Source organism: uncultured Albimonas sp., assembly GCF_963977235.1.
Taxonomy (GTDB): domain Bacteria; phylum Pseudomonadota; class Alphaproteobacteria; order Rhodobacterales; family Rhodobacteraceae; genus Albimonas.
The window spans coordinates 79,668-98,661 of sequence record NZ_CAXBOD010000012.1 but is presented as its reverse complement, the minus strand read 5'-3'; the positions used below and the strand labels follow the sequence as shown (position 1 = coordinate 98,661).

The window sequence follows — 18,994 nt, the reverse complement described above, 5'->3', positions numbered from 1 at the left end:
AAACGAAAGACCCCAGCGACGGACGATCCTTGGGCTTCAGCTGCGCGGTCATGGCGCTCTCCTCCCCCGCGCCTCTCGCTCTCCGGGGCGCGGCGCGCGGGGCGCGCGCGGCGCCGGCGCGGAGGGGGCGGGGGCCTCCACGCGGCGGATCCGGGGTCGAAGCGTTACCCCAGCCGCGCCGGGATGCAAACCGTGCGGCGCCCCGGCAGCGCCCTGCCCGGCCCCGCGCGGCGGCTTCCCGACCCGGCCCCGCGCCCGCGCCTCGCGACGCCGCACGCGGTTGTGAGCCCGCCCGCCGGCCGCTATAGCTGACAGGAACCGCCGCGCGCGTCCTTCGGGGCGCGCCAGCCGCGCGTCGCGCCCCGTCGCGCGCCCGCCCCGAGACCCAAGCTGCAGGACCGTCCATGACCGACAAGCTCAGCCAGTTCCTCGCGACCCGCCCCTGGATCCTCGCCGACGGCGCGACGGGGACCAACCTGTTCGCGCTGGGGCTCGAGCATGGCGACGCGCCCGAGCGGTGGAACCTGGAGGAGACCGCGAAGGTCAAGGCCCACTACCGCAGCTTCATCGACGCGGGCTCCGACCTGGTGCTGACCAACACCTTCGGAGGCACCGCCAACCGCCTGAAGCTGCACGACATGCAGGACCAGGTGCACGAGATCAACGCGGCCGCCGCGCGCCTGCTCAGGGAGTCGATCGCCGAGTCCGGCCGCGACGTGATCTGCGCGGGCGACGTCGGGCCCACCGGCGACCTGTTCCAGCCCGTCGGCCCGCTGAGCTTCGAGGACGGCGTGGCCGCCTTCGAGGCGCAGATGCAGGGGCTCAAGGACGGTGGCGCCGACGTGCTCTGGGTCGAGACGATGTCCTCGGAGGACGAGTACAAGGCCGCGCTCGAGGCCGCCTTCCGCGTCGGCATGCCGGTCGTGGGCACCATGTCCTTCGACACCAACGGGCGCACGATGATGGGCGTCACCCCCAAGCGGCTGGCGAGCCTGGCCCATGAGTGCGACCACGACCACGCGCCCAGGGCCTTCGGGGGCAACTGCGGGACCGGCGCGCCGGACCTGCTGATCGGGATCATCTCGGCCGCCGACGAGATCCGCGAGGACGACGTGATCGTCACCAAGGCCAACTGCGGCATCCCCGAGTATGTGGACGGCGCGATCCGCTATTCGGGCACGCCGGAGCTGATGGCCGACTACGCCTGCCTCGCCCGCGATCTGGGCGTGCGGATCATCGGCGGCTGCTGCGGCACCCAGCCGGGCCACGTCGCGGCGATGCGCGAAGCGCTCGAGACGGTGGCCCCCGGACCCCGGCCCTCGGTCGAGGACGTGATCGCCAAGCTGGGCGCGGTCACCGGCTCGACCATGGACCTTCTGAGCGACGCAGGCCCCGCGGCCTCGCCCAAGCGCGGCAACCGCCGCCGGCGCGCGGGCTGAGGCGGGAGGCGGCGCCTCAGCCGACACAGACCCGGGATGAGAAAGGCGCGCCCGACCGGGCGCGCCTTTCTCATGTTCGGGGGGGGGCCGAGGCCCCGCCAGCCTTCCCCACGAAAACGCCCGCCCCGGCGCGTCGGCCGGGGCGGGCGGGATCGTCACGGCGCGTGGCCCGGACGGCGGATCAGGGCGCCACGGAGCGGCCGCCAGAGGAGGCGCACTGCGCATTCACCTGGGACGCGGGCAGGCCGTAGACCCAGGTGAACACCGTCGTCCCGCCGTTGCGATGGAGGCAGGCGGCGTTGCGGCGGTCGCACATCCGCCCGCCCTCGAGCACCTGGCTGCCCATCGAGCGGCAGCGCGCGGCGAAGTCGTCCCGCTCCGCCTTGCTGGGGAACTCGTAGTCGCCGCAGATGTTGTTGGCGGCGCTGTAGCACGACAGACGCAGGTCCGCGCCGGGGTCGTAGTCCTCGCCCGGGAGGGGATTGGCCTCCTCGACCGCCGCCGCGGGGGCCTGCGCCGCGGCCTGCGGGGCGGCGGACTGGGCGGAGGGCTGGGCGGAGGGCTGGGCGGCGGCGGCCTCCTGCGCGGCCTCGGCCTCGGCGGCGTCGGCCAGGGCCTGTTCCTCGGCCAGGCGCTCGGCCTCGAGGCGGGCGGCCTCCGCCTCGCGGTCGAGGCGGGCCAGCGCGGCCTCGGCGACGAGCGCGTCCTGGGTTCCGGGGCGCTCGTCGCGGATCCGCTCGAGCGTGTCGCGGTCGCCGGTCCGGCTGGCCTCGGCGAGCTCCTCGGCCTGGGCGGCCTCGGTCAGATCGGCCAGCAGGTCGGGATCCTGGCGCACGCGGCGCGCGATCTCGCCGGCGAGCGCCACGCCGTCGTTGTAGGCCTGCGCCTGATAGGCGTCCCCGTCGCCGCCCATCATGCAGGTCTCGGACTCCCGCCGCGTCTGGAAGCTTTCCACAACGGCGCCCGCGTGCATCAGCTCGCAGCTCGCCAGCGTGTCCGAGCAGTTGGTCGTCCCCTCCTGGTCGATGTCGCAGACCAGCCGCAGGTCGTCCTCGGCCGAGGGCGCGCCGCCGGTCCACTGCGGGATGTGGCGGGCGAAATAGTCGGTCATGCCGCGCTGGGTGGCGGGGGCCGAGACGCCGGGCATCGCCTCCTGCCCCAGGCTCAGCCCGACGGTCGCGGGCGGCAGCGAGGCCGCGCCCATCGGCGGCGACGCCTGGCCCAGGATCGAGGGCGCGGGGTCCGCGCAGCCGGCCGCAAGCGCCGCCAGCGCCAGCGCCGCGGCGACGCGCAGCCCCCGGCGCCGCCGCGTCAAGATCATGTGAGTCATCGCCTTTCCCCCTCCGACAGCGTGCGGCGCGCACTTTTCAGGCCGGGCGGCGCAAGGTCAACGCAGGGCTGGGAAAAGAAAACGGCCCGCGCCGAAGCGCGGGCCGTCCTGTGTCCTTCAGGCCGCCCCCGCGGGGGCGCGCCGGTCTCAGCCGACCAGCTCGAGGCCCGAGAAGAAGAAGGCGATCTCGATGGCCGCGTTCTCGGCCGAGTCGGAGCCGTGGACCGAGTTCTCGCCGATCGACAGGGCGTGCGCCTTGCGCACGGTGCCCTCGGCCGCCTCGGCGGGGTTGGTGGCGCCCATCACTTCGCGGTTGCGCGACACGGCGCTCTCGCCCTCGAGGACCTGCACGACGACGGGGGCCGAGGCCATGAAGTCGCACAGCTCGCCGTAGAACGGACGCTCGGCGTGCACGGCGTAGAACTGGCCGGCCTGGGCCGGGGTCAGCTGGATCCGCTTCTGGGCGACGATGCGGAGGCCGGCGTCCTCGAACATCTTGTTGATCGCGCCCGTGAGGTTGCGGGCGGTCGCGTCCGGCTTGATGATGGACAGCGTGCGCTCGACGGCCATGGGTGGTCCTCTCGTCAGGATATCGGGGTGTCGGAAGGGCCGCGCAACCCGCGCGGGCCCCGGAATGGCGCGCGCTCGGTAGCATGGGAGGTTCAGCCATGAAAGCGCATTTCGCGGGCTTCGCCCGGTATAACGCATGGGCGAATCGTCGCCTCTACGAGGCCGCGGCGGCCCTGACGGACGCCGAGCGGCGCTCGGACCAGGGGGCGGCGTTCGGCTCGCTCCACGCCACGCTCAACCACCTGCTGGTCACCGACGTGATCTGGATGGCCCGGATCCGGGGGGTGAAGGGTCCGGCCTGGGGGCTGGACCACATCGCCCACGACGACTTCGACGACCTGCGCGCGGCGCGCGAGGCGCTGGACGCGGATATCGTGGAGGGGGTGGACGCGCTTCGCGAGTCCGACATCCTCGCCTCCGAGATCGCCTACACCCGCGTCTCGAGCCCCGAGCCGATCGTGCAGCCGCTGGCCGAGGCGCTGGCGCATCTGTTCAACCACCAGACCCACCACAGGGGGCAATGCCACATGATCCTGACCCGTCTGACGGGCGCCGCGCCCGCGCTCGACCTGCTGTTCTTCCACCGCGAGGCGCGGGCGGGCGCATGAGCGAGATCCGCCCCCCCATCTGGTTCGAGGACCTGACCCCCGGCACGGTCATCCGGACCGCCGGCGCCACCCTGACCGAGGCCCAGATCATCGAGTTCGCGATGCGCTGGGACCCGCAGCCCTTCCACATCGACGTCGAGGCGGCGAAGGACAGCATGTTCGGCGGGCTGGCGGCCTCGGGCTTCCACACCATGCTGACCGCGTTCCGGCTGCTGCACGCGACCAACTTCATGTATCCCGCCGGCCAGGGCTCGGGCGGGATGGAGAGCCTGCGCTGGCTGGTTCCGGTCCGTCCCGGCGACACCATCCGCATGGAGTGCGAGGTCACCGACGCGCGGGTGCTGACGTCGAAGCCGCACATGGGGGTGTGCGGCTTCCACTATCATGTCTTCAACCAGCGCGACGTGCTGGTGATGGACTGGAAGGCCTCCGCCTTCTACCTGCGCCGGCCCGAGAACCGGCCGCCGGCGGAGGCCTGACTGCGCCGGGACGTCTGTGCGCCGAACGCCCCGGCTGGCGCGACGCCCGCGCCAGCCGGGGCCTCGGGCAGGTCCGGCCGGACGCTCAGGGCAAGGGGGGAAATCCGCGGACGCCGGGCGGTCGCCGCGCCGATCGCCTCGATCCGCAGCAGCGCGCGGGCCGCGGTCTGGGAGGCCTCGTCGGTCTCGGCGAGAAGCTCCCGGCAGGTGTGGGACAGGTCGGCGAGCGCGGCGCGCGCCTGTCTCGCCTGCTCGCTGTCCTCGTTCAGCCAGGCGACGTCTGCAAGGAAGGCGGCGATCTGGCCCGCAACGAAACCCGCGGCCTCGACGGCCTGCTCGGGCGGGAGGTCATAGACCTCCCCCAAAGCAACGAAAACCGCGTCTTCCAGCTCCGTTCTTCGGCCGTCCTGATCCAGATCGTCTTCGACACGCATGGCCCTGGCCCCCTTGGCTTGCGACAGCGTCTGCGGCGAAGTGTAGCGGCGCTATCCTATTCGACAAGTCAAATTCGTTTGCTGCAATATAATTTTTTAGTTTGACCTTGCAACCAGCGCTATAAATCGGCCGACGGGGCCGCTCGCGGCCAGCCAAACTCGAGGGCATACGTTCGAATTATTTCTTCGTTTCGAAGAAGCGGCCCCCGGTCGCCGGAGCGCCGGCCACGGCCGGCCGCCGCCGGGCCCGAGGCGCCTGCCGCCGCCTTTGCGCGCAGGCGGGCCCCCGCGCGGCGAGGGGCCTTCCCCCGGGGCCCCGCCTGCGCTATCGGCGGGCCCATGATCGCGATCCGCAACATCGACTTCTCCATCGCCGGCCGTCCCCTGTTCGAAGGGGCCTCGGCCACCATTCCGCTCGGCCACAAGGTGGGCGTGGTGGGCCGCAACGGCACGGGCAAGACCACGCTGTTCCGCCTGATCCGCGGAGAGCTCTCTCCCGATGGCGGCGAGACCGAGGTCGGCCGCGGCCTGCGCCTGGGCGGCGTCGCGCAGGAGGCCCCGGCCAGCGAGCTGTCGCTGCTCCAGACCGTGCTCGACGCCGACGAGGAGCGCGCCGCCCTGCTGGCCGAGTCCGAGACCTCGACCGACCCGATGCGCATCGCCGAGGCGCAGGAGCGGCTGGTGGTGATCGACAGCCACACCGCCGAGGCCCGCGCCTCGGCGATCCTGCGGGGCCTGGGCTTCGATTCCGAGGCGCAGGCGCGCCCCTGTTCGGAGTTCTCGGGCGGCTGGCGGATGCGGGTGGCGCTGGCGGCGGTGCTGTTCTCGCGCCCCGATGTGCTGCTGCTCGACGAGCCGACCAACTACCTCGACCTCGAGGGATCGATCTGGCTGGAGAACTTCCTGGCCACCTGCCCCGCGACGGTGCTGGTGATCTCGCACGACCGCGGGCTGCTGAACCGTGCGGTGAACCACATCCTGCATCTCGACCGGAAGAAGCTGACCCTCTACGGCGGCGGCTACGACCAGTTCGAGGAAGTGCGCCGCCTGAAGATGGAGCAGACACAGGCCGCCGCCGAAAAGCGCGACAAGGCGCGCGCGCATATGCAGAGCTTCGTGGACCGCTTCCGCGCCAAGGCCTCGAAGGCCAAGCAGGCGCAGAGCCGGATCAAGATGCTCGAGAAGATGCAGCCGATCGAGTTCCAGGCCGACTCGGACGTGAAGCCCTTCGACTTTCCCTCGCCGGCCGAGCTCGCGCCTCCGCTGATGCAGGCCGAGGGCGCGGCGCTGGGCTACGACGGGCGCGCGGTGCTGCGCGACCTCAGTTTCCGCATCGACCAGGACGACCGCATCGCCCTGCTGGGCGCCAACGGCCAGGGCAAGTCGACGCTCGCCAAACTGGTCTCGGGCCGGCTGCCGCCGATGGCGGGAAGCTGGCGCACCTCGCGCGGGATGAAGGTCGGCTTCTTCGCCCAGCACCAGCTCGACGAGCTGGTCCCCGGCGAGACCCCGATCCAGCACGTCCACCGCCTGATGCCCGACGCGCCGCAGGGCAAGCTGCGCGCGGTCCTGGCCAAGGGCGGCATCGGCGCGGACATCGCCGCGAACCCGGTCGACAAGCTCTCGGGCGGGCAGAAGGCGCGGCTGCTGATGCTGCTCGCCGCCTGGGACGCGCCCCATGTGCTGGTGCTCGACGAGCCGACCAACCACCTCGACATCGAAAGCCGCGAGGCGCTGGCCCAGGCGCTGGCCGAATACGAGGGCGCGGTGATCCTGATCTCGCATGACCCGCATCTGGTGGAGGCGGTGGCCGACCGGCTGTGGCTGGTCAAGGACGGCCGCGTGCGCGCCTACGACGGCGACATGGAGGATTACCGCCGCCTGCTGCTGTCCGAGCGCGGCGGCGGCGGCCGTCTCGCCTCCCAGGCAGAGAAGCGCGAGGCCCGCGAGGCGAAGGCCGCCGCCAAGGAAAGCGCGAAGGAGGCCGCCAGGCCCCGCCGCACCGCCGCCGAGCTGCGCCGGGCGCTGGCCCCGCTGAAGGCCGAGGTGGTGAAGTGCGAGGAGCGCATCGCCAAGCTCGAGGCGATGCGCCGCAAGATCGACGCCCGGCTGATGGCGCCCGACTTCTACATGAACGCCCCCGCCGACGAGGCCCAGGCCCTGCAGCGCAAGCGCGCCGAGATCGAGGCCGCCGTGCTCAAGGCCGAGGACCTGTGGACGCGGGCGCAGGAGCGGCTCGACGCCGAGGAGAAGGCGGCCTAGCTCTTGCGGCGGGGGGGCTGGAGATGGAGGCCCCGATGCCGAACCCGAGCATCAAGGACGAAGACACCTACCAGGCCCTGCGCGAGCAGGGCGCGAGCAAGGAGAAGGCGGCCCGCATCGCCAACGCCAAGGCCGCCGGCGACCATCCCTCCCGCAAGGGCGGCAAGGCGCCCCCCTACGAGGAATGGACGGTGGCCGAGCTGCGGGACCGGGCGCGCGAGCTCGACGTCTCGGGCTGCGCCTCGATGCGCAAGGCCGAGTTGATCGAGGCCCTGCGCGACCGCTGAGCGCCGAGGGTCCGCCGGGCGTCGCCTGCGATCCAGGTCGACCGGGGCGCCTGCCGGACGCGCCCCTGGGCGGCGCCCCTCGGCCTCGACGCGCCCCCGCCCGCAACCGGGGCGCGTCAGGGCCGCGTCGCCCGCCGCGAGCCGCCTGGCGCCCGACGCCGCTCATCCCGGGCGCTCCCCCACCGGCCCGCGCCGCGCTCCGCCCCGGAGACGTCTGCGCCAGGCGCCCCGCTCGCCGCGCGCCGCGGGCGGACCGGTCAGGCCGGGCGCGCGGTCGACGCGGCGCCCTGCTCAGCCGCCGGGCGCGTCGAGGCCGGTGGTCTGCGAGGGCGGCGCGAACACGTCGACCGCGACCGAGTCCTCCAGCGCCTCGATGGCGTGGGGCACGCCGCCCGGCAGGCGCAGCAGGTCGCCGGGGCCCACCTCGTAGACCGTCGTCTCGCCCGGCTCGCCCACGCTCAGGCGCAGGCGGCCGAGGATCACGAGGGTGAACTGCTCGTTGGGGTGGCTGTGGGGCGGCAGCGACAGGCCCTTGGCCACGATCGCGTGCTGGATCATCGCCTGCTCGCCCGTCACCCGCCGCAGGATCGCGCCGGGCACGGGCGCCTGCCCCGGCATCTCCGCAAACACGGTTTTCAAACCCTGCATCTGTCCGGCCTCCCTGACGCGCCCTCCCGGCGCCGGGGGAGAGCCTAGGCCGCGCCGCTCCCGCGCGAAAGCCTCGCCCGCGGCGCGGCGCCTGTCCGCTCCGCCCGCGCCTGAGGCTCGGCTGCGCGAGAGACGACGCGGTCGCGAAGCGCCGCAGCGGCCACAGGGCCCGCGGCGGGTCAAGCCCCGCGCGCCCGCGGCGCGGCCTGGGCGCTTGCCTTCCGGGCCGGCGCACCCGATGTTGACCGGCATGGACGCACTCGACGGCATCGCGCTGGAGCGCCTGGTCTACCTGGTCCTGCTGCTGGGCGTGGTGCTCTCGGGCGTGGTCACGGTCTACCGGGGCCGGCTGGGCACGGGGCTGCGCGACGCGCTGCTCTGGGGCCTGATCTTCATCGGCTTCGTCGCCGTCTACGGCATGCGCGAGGACCTGGCCGCCTCCTTCTCCCCCACCCAGGACCGCGTCACCTCGGCGGGCGAGGTGCTGATCCCGCGCAGCCCCGACGGCCATTTCCGGGTCAGCGCGCAGGTCGACCAGACCGAGGTGATCTTCCTGGTCGACACCGGCGCCTCGGGCGTGGTGCTGACCGCCGAGGACGCCCGGCGCGCGGGGTTCGAGCCCGAGGATCTCGCCTACACCGGCCGCGCGCGCACCGCCAACGGCGAGGTGCGCCTCGCGCCGATCCGCCTCGCGCGCCTGAAGCTGGGCGAGGTCGAGGCCGAGCGCTTCCGCGCCTCGGTCTCGGAGGGGGAGCTGTTCTCCTCCCTGCTCGGCATGGACTTCCTGCAGCGCTTCTCCCGCGTCACGGTCGAGGGCGACCGGATGGTCCTCGAGCCCTGAGGCCCCTCAGCCGATCCGCGTGAACTCCGCCAACAGCCGGCCGTCCGTGGCGATCAGGCGGCCGTTCTTCCACACCTCGCGCCCGCCCGGCGCGCCGGCGACGGCCTGGGGGACGTGGGCGGCGGGGATCGTCACGAAATCGGCCGCCGCGCCGGGGACGAAGCCGTAGTCGGTCAGGCCCAGGACCGTGGCGCCCGCCTGCGTGACGATGTCGAAGGCCATGGCGAGCTGCGCGTCGGTGTTGAAGCCCGAGCGATAGCCGATCATCCGCGCCCGCCCCAGCATGTCGCCGTCGCCGAACGGCGACCAGGAATCGCGGATGTTGTCGCAGCCCGACCAGACGGCCGCGCCCGCCTCGCGAAGGATCGCGACCGGCGGGAAGGCGTGCGCGCCGGGCGCGGTCGTCATGATCGCCACGCCGGCCTCGGCGAGCCGCGCCGCCGCCTTGCGCTGCGCGCCCTCGTCCACGTCGCCCAGCCCGTAGGCGTGCGAGACGCCGACCTTGCCCTGCATGCCCAGCGCCACGGTCCGCTCGCAGATCCGCTCGATCTCGAAGACGCCCAGCGTGCCGTGGTCGTGCAGGTGGATGTCGACCGGAGCGCCGCGGCGCTCGGCGATGTCGAAGACGGCATTCAGGTGACCCTCGACGTCGCGGTCGAAGGTGGCGGGGTCGAGACCGCCGACAACCTCGCAGCCCAGACCCATCGCCGCGTCCATCATCCCGGCCACGCCGGGCGAGTGCAGGATCCCGTTCTGGGGGAAGGCGCAGAGCTGCAGGTCGATCAGGCCCGCGTACTCCTCGCGCACCTCCAGCAACGTCTCGACATGGGAGAGGCCGACCTTCAGGTCGATCATCACGTGGCTGCGCATGCGGGTGGAGCCCTGGGCGAGGCAGAGCTCGAGCTGGTTGCGCGCCCGCACCGCGAGCGGGGCGGCCTGCGCGAGGTTCTCGTGCTGGAAGGCCACCCGTTCATGCACGTCGAAGCCGTCGGTGCAGGGCTTGTAGGGGAACCAGGCGTCGCCCCAGAACGAGGTGTCGAGGTGGATGTGCCCCTCCACGAAGCCCGGCGCGACGAGGCGGCCGGCGAAGTCCACCGTGCCGCCGGCCGCGGGGCGCGGGGCGTCTGGGGGCAGGATCGCCTCGATGCGGCCGGCCGTGACGGCGATGGCGGCGCGGGTCCCCTCGGGGAGCAGGGCGTTCTCGAAGATCAGGTCGGTCACGGGGCGCGGCTCCGGCGGCTGGATCGGGGGGTGCGGTCGGGGGACAGGCTAGGCCAAAGCGGGCGCCGGTTGGAATGCGACACCCCGGAGGAGGCGCGGGGAGCGGGGGGAGGAGGCGCCGCGTCGGGCCGGGCGCCCGGGCCGCCGCTCGCGCTCGCGGCGCATGGCGGGCGGGGCCGCCTGGCCCCCCCGGCCGCGGGTGGGAAACGGCGCGCCCGGGCGCGGCGCCGGCCAACGCGCCGCGGGCGGAGCGCCGAAAGTCGCGGAACAGCCGACGCGGCGCCTGCGACGCCGGGCGCACATGCGGCGCCCGATTGCAGGCGCCGCGTCCGAGCCGGCGGCGCTCTTGGTCGCCGTTCAGACCGCGACGCCAAGCGCCGTGAGATGCCGCGCGCCCTCGGGCAGGTCGGCGCGGTCCTTCAGCTCGAGGATCAGGCGCGCCTCGGGGGCATGCTCGGCGATCGCGTCGAACAGCGGTTTCCAGGCGATGCGGCCCTGCCCCGGCGCCCAGTGGCGATCGGCGATCCCGTCCACGTCCTGCAGGTGAACGTGGCGCAGCCTCGCCCCCGCGGCGCGCACGTGGAAATCCGTCGGCCGGCCGCCGCGCGCCACATGGGCGTATTCCGCGTGCCCGGTGTCGAGCGACACGAAGACCGGCGCCGGCGCCAGCGCGTCGACCAGCGCCACGCGGTCGGCGGGATCCTTGTCCTCGACGTTCTCGATCACGAGCTCCACGCCCAGCTCCCTCGCCCGCGCCAGCACCGGCGCCAGCACCTCGGCGCAGCGCGCGATCAGGCCCTCGCGCCCGCCCGGCATCAGGGCGAGATTGTCGTGGCTCCAGGTCGAGAAGGGCGAATGGGCGACCATCTGGCTCGCTCCCAGCCGGCCCGCCGCCTCCAGCCCCTGCAACAGGCGCGCGCGCACGAAAGCCTGCGCCTGCGGGTCGAAGGCGGCGAGGTTCAGGTCCAGGAACGGCCCGTGGATGCCCAGCCTGCCCGTCCAACCGCCGAGCGCCCGCCGCGCGGCCTCGACCCGCGGCGCGGGATCGTCCAACGCGGCGGGGAGGAACCAGTCCTGGATCTCCAGGTCCCGGTCGCGTTCGCGCAGCCAGTCGATGTGGTCGGGGATCTCGGCCGTCATCATTGCGGCCCCGAGGACGAGGGTCATGGCAGGCTCCTGTCAGGCGTGGCGCCCCTTGCACCCCTCGAGGGCGACGAGGGCATGACGGGACGGCGAACGTTGCGTGTCGCGCGCCTGGCCGCGGGGCACGGACCCTCGCCTTGCCCAAGCGGTCGCCAGGCGCAGGCGTTGCGCCGGTGCCGGGGGGGGGCGGAGGCCGGCGCCGGGGCGGTCGCGCGCCCTGCTGATGGCGCGCGGCGTGAGGGCGCCGCTTTGCGGGCTGATTTCGCGACGACGCCCTGTCTCGCCGTCCGGCCCGCCGCTGGGATCCCCGGCCGGCGCGCGGCGGCGGGGCCTCGGGGTCCTGCGCGCCTCGCTCAGCCGCCGCCGCTCTCGGCCCGTTTCACCCAGCGGCCGCCGTCCTGGGCCCAGTAGACGGCCTTCATGCCGCCCGAGGCCACCTCGCGCCAGGCGGCGCGGGCGCGCTCCTTGGCGGGCGCGTCGGCGTCGTCGAACATCAGCACCACGCGCTCGAAGCTCCCGAACTCGGGCACGTCGGGCGCGGCGCCGTCGACCAGCATCAGAACGTGGGGGGCGTTGGGGGTCTCGCGCCCCGCGGTGAGGTAGATCGGCTGCGCCTGGGCAAAACCGTCCTCGGGCGCGCCGTGGGGGAGGAAGCCCTCCTCGCGGTAGGTCCACAGGTGGAGGTTGAGCGCCGAGACCCGCGCCGTCGAGCCCGCCCGCAGGCAGACCCGCCAGCCGCGGGCGAGGCATTTCTCGAGGATCTCCGGCGCCGCCGCCTCCAGCGCCGTGTCGGTCAGGTGGTAGAACCAGGCCTCGGCCATCCCGTTCGCGCCTTCTCCGCCCTGTCGGCCCGGCGCCGATCGCTCCGGCTCGGGTTCGCTGTCGCGCCGCGCGGGGCGCCGCGCCGTCCGCGACTCGCGGCGGCGCCTCGCGTTTGCGCCCTTCGCCGCCTCCGCGCCGCCGCTCGCCGGCGAGGCGCCGGCCGGGCCCGCGGCCCGGCGCGGTCGAGGGGGGCTCGATGCCCCCCGAGACCGCCACCCGGCCCCGGGCGGCGCTTCCGGGTCTCGCTCAGCGCGTCTCGCGCCCCTTCACCAGGGCGTCCACCGCCCGCACGCCCCAGCCGGTGGCGCCGCGGGGGGCGAGGTCGGTCGCCTCCGAGACCAGCGCCACGCCGGCGATGTCGACGTGGATCCAGGGCACCTCGTCCTTGACGAAGCGCTTGAGGAACTGCGCCGCGGTGATCGAGCCCGCAGGCCGCCCGCCGGTGTTCTTGATGTCGGCCAGGCGCGACTTGATCTGCTTGTCGAAGGCCGGGTCCATCGGCAGGCGCCAGGCCTTCTCGCCCGCCGCCTTCGCCGCCGCGCCGAACTCGTCGGCGAAGGCGTCGTCGTTGGCGAAATAGCCCGCGTACTGGTGGCCCAGCGCGATGATCATCGCGCCCGTCAGGGTGGCGAAGTTCATCATCGCGGCGGGCTTGAACCGCTCCTGCGCGTACCACAGCACGTCGGCCAGCAGCAGCCGGCCCTCGGCGTCGGTGTTGATCACCTCGATCGTGTCGCCCTTCATCGACTTCACGATGTCGCCGGGACGCTGGGCCTTGCCGTCGGGCATGTTCTCGACGAGTCCGACCAGCCCCACCACGTTGGCCTTGGCGCCGCGCAGGGCCAGCGCGCGCATCACGCCGGCCACGAGGCCCGCGCCGCCCATGTCCATGGTCATCTCTTCCATGCCGCCCGCGGGTTTGAGCGAGATGCCGCCGGTGTCGAAGACCACGCCCTTGCCCACGAGCGCCACCGGCGCCTCGTCGCCGCCGCCCCGCCAGTGCATGACCACCACCTTGGTGGGCTGGACCGAGCCCTCGCCCACGCCCAGCAGGGCCCGCATCCCGAGGCTCCTGAGGTCGGCCTCCTCCAGGATCTCGATCTCGAGCCCCAGTTCGCCCATGGCCGCGAGGCGGGCGGCGAATTCCTCGGTGCCCAGCACGTTGGCGGGCTCGTTGACCAGATCGCGGGCGAAGAACACGCCCTCGGCCACCGCCATGTCGTCGCGCGCGGCGCGAGAGACCTTCTCGGGCGCGTCGGCATAGAGGCGGACCTCGCCACGCTCGACCCGGTCGTCCTCGCCGGTCTTGTAGACGTCGAAGCCATAGGCGCGCAGCGCCATGCCGAAGGCGAGCGCGGCGGCGGTCTCGGGCGCGCCGGTCCCGCCGGCGAAGACGCTGACGCCCTTCTTGGCGGCCTTTCCGGTCACCGCGGCGCTCACCGCGCCGCCGGCCTTGCGCGCGTCCTCGACGCCGGGCTCGGCCCCCAGAGAGACCAGCAGCAGCGCGTCGGCGCTCAGGCCCGCGGGCGCGGGGAAGCGGATCAGGTCGCCGGGCTTGCCCTTCCACTCGGCCGCGGCGATGGCGCGGGTCAGGCCGCCGCCCATGGCGGCGTCGGCGGCGAGCGCGGCTGGGGTCAGCCCCTCGGGGCCCAGAGCGAGCACCACGACGGTTCCCGCGGCCGCGGCCAGCGCGCCCTCTTCCTCGGTCTCGAACTCGATCTCGATCGGCGCGCTCATCTACGGCCCTCCCCGGCGCTTCTTGCGATGACGTCGCCCCAAGACCTAGCGGCGCAACGGGCGCCTTGCCAGCGCCGCGGGGTCGCGGCGCGGAGTCGCTGCCGGAGGCTGGGGGAAAGAGCGCCCGGCGCGCCCGCCCCCGGAGTCCGACATCGGCGCAGGGCGCGAGGAGGCGCCGCGACCCCGCGCGCGCCGGTTGCCGGTCCTCGGCCCGCGGCGCACGGGACCCGGGCCGCCTGTGGCCCACGTCGCCGGCGGGGAGCGGTCCGCAACCAGCGCCGCCGCCGGGACGCGCCGCGGGCGGAGGGTCGGCCAGGCGCGGGCGCGTCGTCGCGGCGCCTTCGCGGCCGGCGACGCCGCGCTCCGCGGCGTGATCGCGCCCGGCTTGCCTCCGCCCCCCGGGCGGCGCATCTTCCGCCCCATGCGCGGCGTCGCCTCCCGATACGTGATCTCCCAGATCCTCGGCCCGTTCGGGCTGTTCTCGCTGGTCCTGCTGGGGCTGGTGTGGCTGACCCAATCGCTGCGGGTGATCGAGACGGTCGTCGCCTCGGGCCAGTCGGCGACCGTGTTCCTGCAGTTCGCGGCGCTGCTTCTGCCGGTGGTGATCTCGATGATCCTGCCGGTCGCGGCCTTCGCCGCGGCCCTCTACTCCCTGAACCGGATGTTCATGGATTCGGAGGTCGTGGTGCTGATGGCCGCGGGCATGTCGCGCCTGCGCCTCGCCCGCCCGGTCCTGATCTTCGGCTTTGGGGTGATGCTGGCGATGGCCGTGGTCACCCTCTACCTGATGCCCACCGCCAGCCGCGAGCTGCGCGACCGCATGGCCGAGGCCGGCGCCGATGTCGCCGGCGCCCTGCTGCGCGAGGGCGAGTTCCTCAACCCCGCCGACGACGTCACCGTCTATGTCCGCCGCGCCGGCCGCGACGGGCAGATGGCGGGCCTGTTCGTGCAGGACGACCGCGACGATGACGCCCGCGTCACCTACACCGCCCAGCGCGCCGCCCTGGTGCGCACCGAGGCCGGCCCGCGCCTGGTGATGTTCGAAGGCGCCGCCCAGCGCTTCGACCGGGCCGAGCGCACGCTCTCGGTGCTGGCCTTCGACAAGCTCGTCTACGATCTCGCGCCGCTGATGCGCACCGGGGACGAGCGGCGGCTGCGTCCCTCGGAATACTATTTCTGGGATCTCGTGGCCCCCAGCGAAGCGGTGCTCGACGGCCGCGAGCCCGACGAGTTCGTGGCCGAGGGGCATGAGCAGATCTCGGCCCCGCTCTACGCCCTCGCCCTGCCGCTGATCGCCATGGCGGCCCTGCTGGGTCCGGGCTTCCGGCGGCGCGGCTACGGCAAGCGGCTGGCCGCGGCGGTGGCGCTGGCGGCCCTGTGCCGGCTGCTGGGGGTGGCGGCGAAGTCCACGACCGCCTCCTTCGCGCTGGCCTGGCCGGTGATGTACTTGGTTCCGATCCTGGGCGCCGCGCTGGCGCTGGCGGTGCTGTGGCGCGGCATGCCCCAGCGCCGCCACCCCGCGCCGGCCCCGATCGAGGCTCGGGCGTCCGACACGGACCCGCCCGCGGAGGCCACATGATCGGCACGCTCTCGCTCTATGTCATGCGCCGCTTCGTGGGGGCGTTCACGGCCGCCTTCGCCGCGGTGCTGCTGCTGGTGGTGCTGGTCGACCTGGTCGAGCAGATGCGCCGCTCTGCCGGCACGCCCACCAGCTTCGATCAGGTCCTGGAACTGGCGCTCCTCCACGCGCCCTCGCTGATGATGGAGATCCTGCCCTTCCTGACCCTGATCGCCGCGCTGACCTGCTTTGCGCGCCTCGCGCGCTCCTCCGAGCTGGTGGTCACGCGCGCCGCCGGCGTCTCGGTCTGGCGGCTGATCGCGCCGGCGGTGGCGGCGGCGGCGCTGGGCGGGGTGCTGGCCTTCGCGGTGCTCGATCCGCTCTCGGCCGGCCTGCTGCAACGGTTCGAGCGGCAGGAGGCCCGCTGGATCAAGGATCGCGCCAGCCTGCTCTCGGTATCCGGCAACGGCCTGTGGCTGCGCCAGGCGGGCGGCGAGGGCCAGACCGTGGTCCACGCCCAGCGCGCCAACGGCGACGGCACCCAGCTGTGGCGCGTGACCCTGTTCCGCTTCGCCCAGGGCGACCGGCTGACCGCGCGGGTCGAGGCGGCGCGCGCCGTGCTCGAGCCCGGGCGCTGGGTCCTCTACGACGTGCGCGAGTGGGATCTCGCGCAACCGACCTCGCGCGCTTCGCCAGAGGGGGGCGGCGCCGGCGGCGGGGCGGGCGGCGAGGCGACGGGCGCCCAGGCCGAGGCTGCGCTCGGCGTGGCGCCGGCGATGCAGTGGACCGACCTCGAGCAGCTGACCCTGCCCACCGAGCTGACCCGCGCCCAGATCCTCGAGAGCTTCGCCTCCCCCGGCACGATCTCGTTCTGGGCGCTGCCGGGCTTCATCGACGGGCTCGAGGCGGCGGGCATCTCGGCCGCGCGCCACCGGATGCACTGGCAGGCGCAGCTGGCCCTGCCGCTGCTGCTGCCCGCGATGGTGCTGATCGGGGCGGCCTTCTCGATGCGCCACGTGCGATTCGGCGGGCTGGGGCTGATGGCGCTGGGGGCGATCGGGACGGGGCTGGCGTATTTCTTCCTCGCCAACGTCACCCAGGCCTTTGGCGGATCGGGGGCCATCGCGGCCCCGCTGGCGGCCTGGATTCCCCCCGTGGCGATGACGCTGCTCGCCCTCGGCTTGCTCCTGCATCTTGAGGACGGCTAAAGGAGGGGGCGGCCGGCGAAACCCGGCGACCGATCCGGAGCTCCCGACCCCGTGCAGTCCCGCGCCCCCTCCGCCGTCCGTCCCGTCCTGCGCGCCTTGCGCCGCCGTGCCGCCGCCGCGCTGCTGGGGCCCGCAGTCCTGGCGCTGGCGCCGCCCCCCGCGGCGTGGGCGCAGAACTCGCTCTCGGACATGGTCGCGGCCCAGCCCGACCAGGGCCCTGTTTCGCTGGTCGCCGACCGGGTCGAATACGACAACGCCAACAGCACCCTGACCGCCGAGGGCAATGTCGAGGTCTATTACGGCGAGCGCACGCTGACCGCCTCGCGCATCGTCTACATGCGCGAGTTCGACCGCCTGACCGCCGAGGGCCCGATCGTGCTGCGCGGCCCGGAAGGGGCCACCGTGCTGGCCTCGGCCGCCGAGCTCGACACCCAGCTGCGCAACGGCATCATCCAGGGCGCCCAGGCGGTGATGGAGCAGAACCTCAAGTTCGCCGCCACCGAGGGCCGGCGCATCGACGGGCGCTGGAACGTGATGAGCCGGGCGGTGTTCTCGCCCTGCCTCGTGTGCCCCGAGGACCCGACCCCCCTGTGGCGGATCCGGGCCGACCGCATCGTCCACGACGAGCAGGCCCGCACCGTCCACTACGAGGATGCGACGTTCGACGTGCTGGGCGTGCCGGTGGCCTGGACCCCCTATTTCCGCCACCCCGACCCGACGCTCGAGCGCGCCTCGGGCCTGCTGCCGCCCGAGTACCTGCAGAACTCCAACTTCGGCTACGCGCTGAAGGTCCCCTACTACTGGGTCATCGACGAGCAGACCGACGCCACCTTCACCCCCTACGTCACCACCGACGACGGACTGATCGTCGAGGGCGAGTTCCGCCGCGCCTTCCGCCGCGGCTCGCTGGCGCTGCAGGGCTCGATCACCCAGCAGGACTACGACGGCTCGGAAGAGGTGCGCGGCCACCTGTTCGGCGAGGGGCTGTATCGCCTCGCCGAGGTCGAGGGCGGGGGGATCGAGGCGGGGTTCTCGCTCGAGCAGGCTTCCGACGACGGCTACCTGCGCCGCTACGAGTTCACCAACGACGACCGGCTGGAATCCGAGCTGTTCCTGCGCGGCTCGGACGCCAAGGGCTGGGGCGAGGTCAGCCTCGTGCGCTTCCAGTCGCTGCGCGACGACGAGCCCTTCGGCCAGATCCCCATGGCCCTGCCGGTGTTCGAGGGGCGGCGGGTCTGGGACGGGCCGATGGGCACGCAGTTCGGGGCCACCCTCTCGGGCTATGCGCTCAAGCGCACGGCGGGGCAGGACACGGTCCACGGATTCGGCCGGGTCGACGTCGAGAAACAGTGGCTGACCGAGGGCGGGGTGCAGCTGACCGCGCTGGGCGCCGTGCGCGGCGACGTCTGGCGGCTGAACGACGAGACCGCGGGCGTGCCTGACGAGGAGCAGCGCGTCGCCCCGATCGCGGCCTTCGACGCGCGCTATCCCCTGCTGCGCCGGGACGAGGGGGGAGACCTGCTCTCGCCCCTGCTCGGGGCCGGAGCGGTCACCCACCTGATCGAGCCGATCGCCCAGGCGGTCGCGGCGCCCTATTTCTCCGACGCGCCGCCGTTCCCCAACGAGGACAGCCTGGTGGTCGAGTTCGACGAGACCTCGCTGTTCGACGTGCGCCGGCATGCGGGCTACGACGGGTTCGAGGAAGGGCCGCGGCTGAACCTCGGGATGCGCTATGCGCGCATCGCCGACGACGGCGCGCGGCTGGCCGCGGCGGCGGGGCGGGTGTTCCGGCCCAAGGAGGTCGGATCCTTCCCCCGGGGCGTGGGGCTCAACAAGCGCGAATCCGACTGGGTCGGGGCCTGGTCGCTGGAGATCCCGGACCTCGTGAAGCTCGCTCACCGGGTGCGGGTCGGCGACGACCTGGACCTGAACCGGAACGAGGTCTACGGGGCCACGACCTTCGGGGGGCTGGAGCTCGCGGGCTCCTACGTGTGGCTGGCGCGCGACGAGATCACCACCATCGACCGCCACGAGGTCACCGCCGAGGCGCGCTACGCCCTGACCCGCAACTGGTATGTGGGCGGCGAGCTGCAGCGGGACCTCGAGAGCGAGCGCTGGGTCGAGACCGAGGCGCTGGTGGGCTATGCCAACGAATGCGTGGACGTGGCCTTCTACGTGGGGCGGCATTTCACCTCGACGGTGGACGTGCCGGCCTCGACCTACTTCGGCGCCCGGGTGAACCTGTGGGCGCTGGGCGGAGCGGGCGCGCCGGGTCCGGGCGCGGGCGCCTGCGCGCCGCGGTTCGACTAGGCGGGCGTCGAGCGGGGCCGGTTCGGGGAGGCTCGGCTCGGGGAGGCTCGGCTTCAACGGGCGCCGAGCAGACGGGCGCGGAGCAGACGGGGGCGCG

17 protein-coding genes are annotated in these 18,994 nt (G+C 73.7%); 9 read left to right on the top strand and 8 right to left on the bottom strand.

Annotation, left to right across the window (positions count from 1 at the left end; genetic code table 11):
- Window positions 1-404: 404 nt before the first annotated feature.
- Window positions 405-1,439, top strand: coding sequence for a betaine--homocysteine S-methyltransferase (gene bmt, locus AAC134_RS08900; protein WP_339948727.1), 1,035 nt, complete (start codon window positions 405-407; stop codon window positions 1,437-1,439).
- Between the two features lie 181 nt (window positions 1,440-1,620).
- On the opposite strand, the gene AAC134_RS08895 is transcribed toward bmt, so the two are convergent.
- Both AAC134_RS08895 and ndk read right to left on the bottom strand, forming a co-directional pair.
- Complete coding sequence (locus AAC134_RS08895; protein ID WP_339948726.1) at window positions 1,621-2,769, bottom strand: hypothetical protein; 1,149 nt, start codon at window positions 2,767-2,769, stop codon at window positions 1,621-1,623.
- Between the two features lie 147 nt (window positions 2,770-2,916).
- Window positions 2,917-3,339 (bottom strand): nucleoside-diphosphate kinase, encoded by a 423-nt coding sequence (ndk, locus tag AAC134_RS08890; RefSeq protein WP_339948725.1) that lies wholly within the window; start codon window positions 3,337-3,339, stop codon window positions 2,917-2,919.
- 98 nt (window positions 3,340-3,437) lie between these two features.
- On the opposite strand from ndk, the gene AAC134_RS08885 reads away from it, so the two are divergent.
- Window positions 3,438-3,947 (top strand): DinB family protein, encoded by a 510-nt coding sequence (locus AAC134_RS08885; RefSeq protein ID WP_339948724.1) that lies wholly within the window; start codon window positions 3,438-3,440, stop codon window positions 3,945-3,947.
- Entirely contained in the window at window positions 3,944-4,426 is a 483-nt protein-coding gene (locus AAC134_RS08880) for a MaoC family dehydratase (protein ID WP_339948723.1), read from the top strand. Before AAC134_RS08885 ends, AAC134_RS08880 begins: the two co-directional genes overlap by 4 nt.
- On the opposite strand, the gene AAC134_RS08875 is transcribed toward AAC134_RS08880, so the two are convergent.
- On the bottom strand, window positions 4,384-4,860 hold the full coding sequence (locus AAC134_RS08875; RefSeq protein WP_339948722.1) for a hypothetical protein: 477 nt from the start codon (window positions 4,858-4,860) through the stop codon (window positions 4,384-4,386). The genes AAC134_RS08880 and AAC134_RS08875 overlap by 43 nt on opposite strands.
- Before the next feature lie 339 nt (window positions 4,861-5,199).
- On the opposite strand from AAC134_RS08875, the gene AAC134_RS08870 reads away from it, so the two are divergent.
- Window positions 5,200-7,122: an ABC-F family ATP-binding cassette domain-containing protein gene (locus AAC134_RS08870; protein WP_339948721.1), complete on the top strand. Its 1,923-nt coding sequence runs from the start codon at window positions 5,200-5,202 to the stop codon at window positions 7,120-7,122.
- A gap of 35 nt (window positions 7,123-7,157) precedes the next feature.
- Window positions 7,158-7,409, top strand: a complete 252-nt coding sequence (locus tag AAC134_RS08865) for a Rho termination factor N-terminal domain-containing protein (RefSeq protein ID WP_339948720.1) — start codon at window positions 7,158-7,160, stop codon at window positions 7,407-7,409.
- Between the two features lie 291 nt (window positions 7,410-7,700).
- Here AAC134_RS08865 and AAC134_RS08860 read toward each other — a convergent pair whose 3' ends face one another.
- On the bottom strand, window positions 7,701-8,057 hold the full coding sequence (locus tag AAC134_RS08860) for a cupin domain-containing protein (protein WP_339948719.1): 357 nt from the start codon (window positions 8,055-8,057) through the stop codon (window positions 7,701-7,703).
- Window positions 8,058-8,307: 250 nt separating this feature from the next.
- On the opposite strand from AAC134_RS08860, the gene AAC134_RS08855 reads away from it, so the two are divergent.
- Window positions 8,308-8,898, top strand: coding sequence for a TIGR02281 family clan AA aspartic protease (locus tag AAC134_RS08855; protein WP_339948718.1), 591 nt, complete (start codon window positions 8,308-8,310; stop codon window positions 8,896-8,898).
- A 6-nt stretch (window positions 8,899-8,904) separates the two neighbouring features.
- Here AAC134_RS08855 and AAC134_RS08850 read toward each other — a convergent pair whose 3' ends face one another.
- The 4 genes from AAC134_RS08850 to AAC134_RS08835 all read right to left on the bottom strand — a co-directional run bounded on the left by AAC134_RS08850 (window position 8,905) and on the right by AAC134_RS08835 (window position 13,821).
- Window positions 8,905-10,119 (bottom strand): amidohydrolase family protein, encoded by a 1,215-nt coding sequence (locus AAC134_RS08850; RefSeq protein WP_339948717.1) that lies wholly within the window; start codon window positions 10,117-10,119, stop codon window positions 8,905-8,907.
- A 357-nt stretch (window positions 10,120-10,476) separates the two neighbouring features.
- On the bottom strand, window positions 10,477-11,286 hold the full coding sequence (locus tag AAC134_RS08845) for a sugar phosphate isomerase/epimerase family protein (protein ID WP_339948716.1): 810 nt from the start codon (window positions 11,284-11,286) through the stop codon (window positions 10,477-10,479).
- Window positions 11,287-11,615: 329 nt separating this feature from the next.
- The gene (locus AAC134_RS08840; RefSeq protein ID WP_339948715.1) at window positions 11,616-12,083 is read right to left on the bottom strand and encodes a DNA polymerase III subunit chi; all 468 of its coding nucleotides are present in this window, start codon (window positions 12,081-12,083) and stop codon (window positions 11,616-11,618) included.
- A gap of 247 nt (window positions 12,084-12,330) precedes the next feature.
- The gene (locus tag AAC134_RS08835; RefSeq protein WP_339948714.1) at window positions 12,331-13,821 is read right to left on the bottom strand and encodes a leucyl aminopeptidase; all 1,491 of its coding nucleotides are present in this window, start codon (window positions 13,819-13,821) and stop codon (window positions 12,331-12,333) included.
- A 421-nt stretch (window positions 13,822-14,242) separates the two neighbouring features.
- On the opposite strand from AAC134_RS08835, the gene lptF reads away from it, so the two are divergent.
- From lptF to lptD, 3 genes are read left to right on the top strand one after another with little or no spacing between them, the layout of a single operon-like run.
- Window positions 14,243-15,400: an LPS export ABC transporter permease LptF gene (lptF, locus tag AAC134_RS08830; protein WP_339948713.1), complete on the top strand. Its 1,158-nt coding sequence runs from the start codon at window positions 14,243-14,245 to the stop codon at window positions 15,398-15,400.
- Window positions 15,397-16,587: an LptF/LptG family permease gene (locus AAC134_RS08825; protein ID WP_339948712.1), complete on the top strand. Its 1,191-nt coding sequence runs from the start codon at window positions 15,397-15,399 to the stop codon at window positions 16,585-16,587. Before lptF ends, AAC134_RS08825 begins: the two co-directional genes overlap by 4 nt.
- A gap of 51 nt (window positions 16,588-16,638) precedes the next feature.
- Window positions 16,639-18,897 carry an LPS assembly protein LptD gene (lptD, locus tag AAC134_RS08820; RefSeq protein WP_339948711.1) on the top strand — a complete coding sequence of 753 codons (2,259 nt, stop codon included), beginning with the start codon at window positions 16,639-16,641 and terminating at the stop codon, window positions 18,895-18,897.
- Window positions 18,898-18,994: the final 97 nt, after the last annotated feature.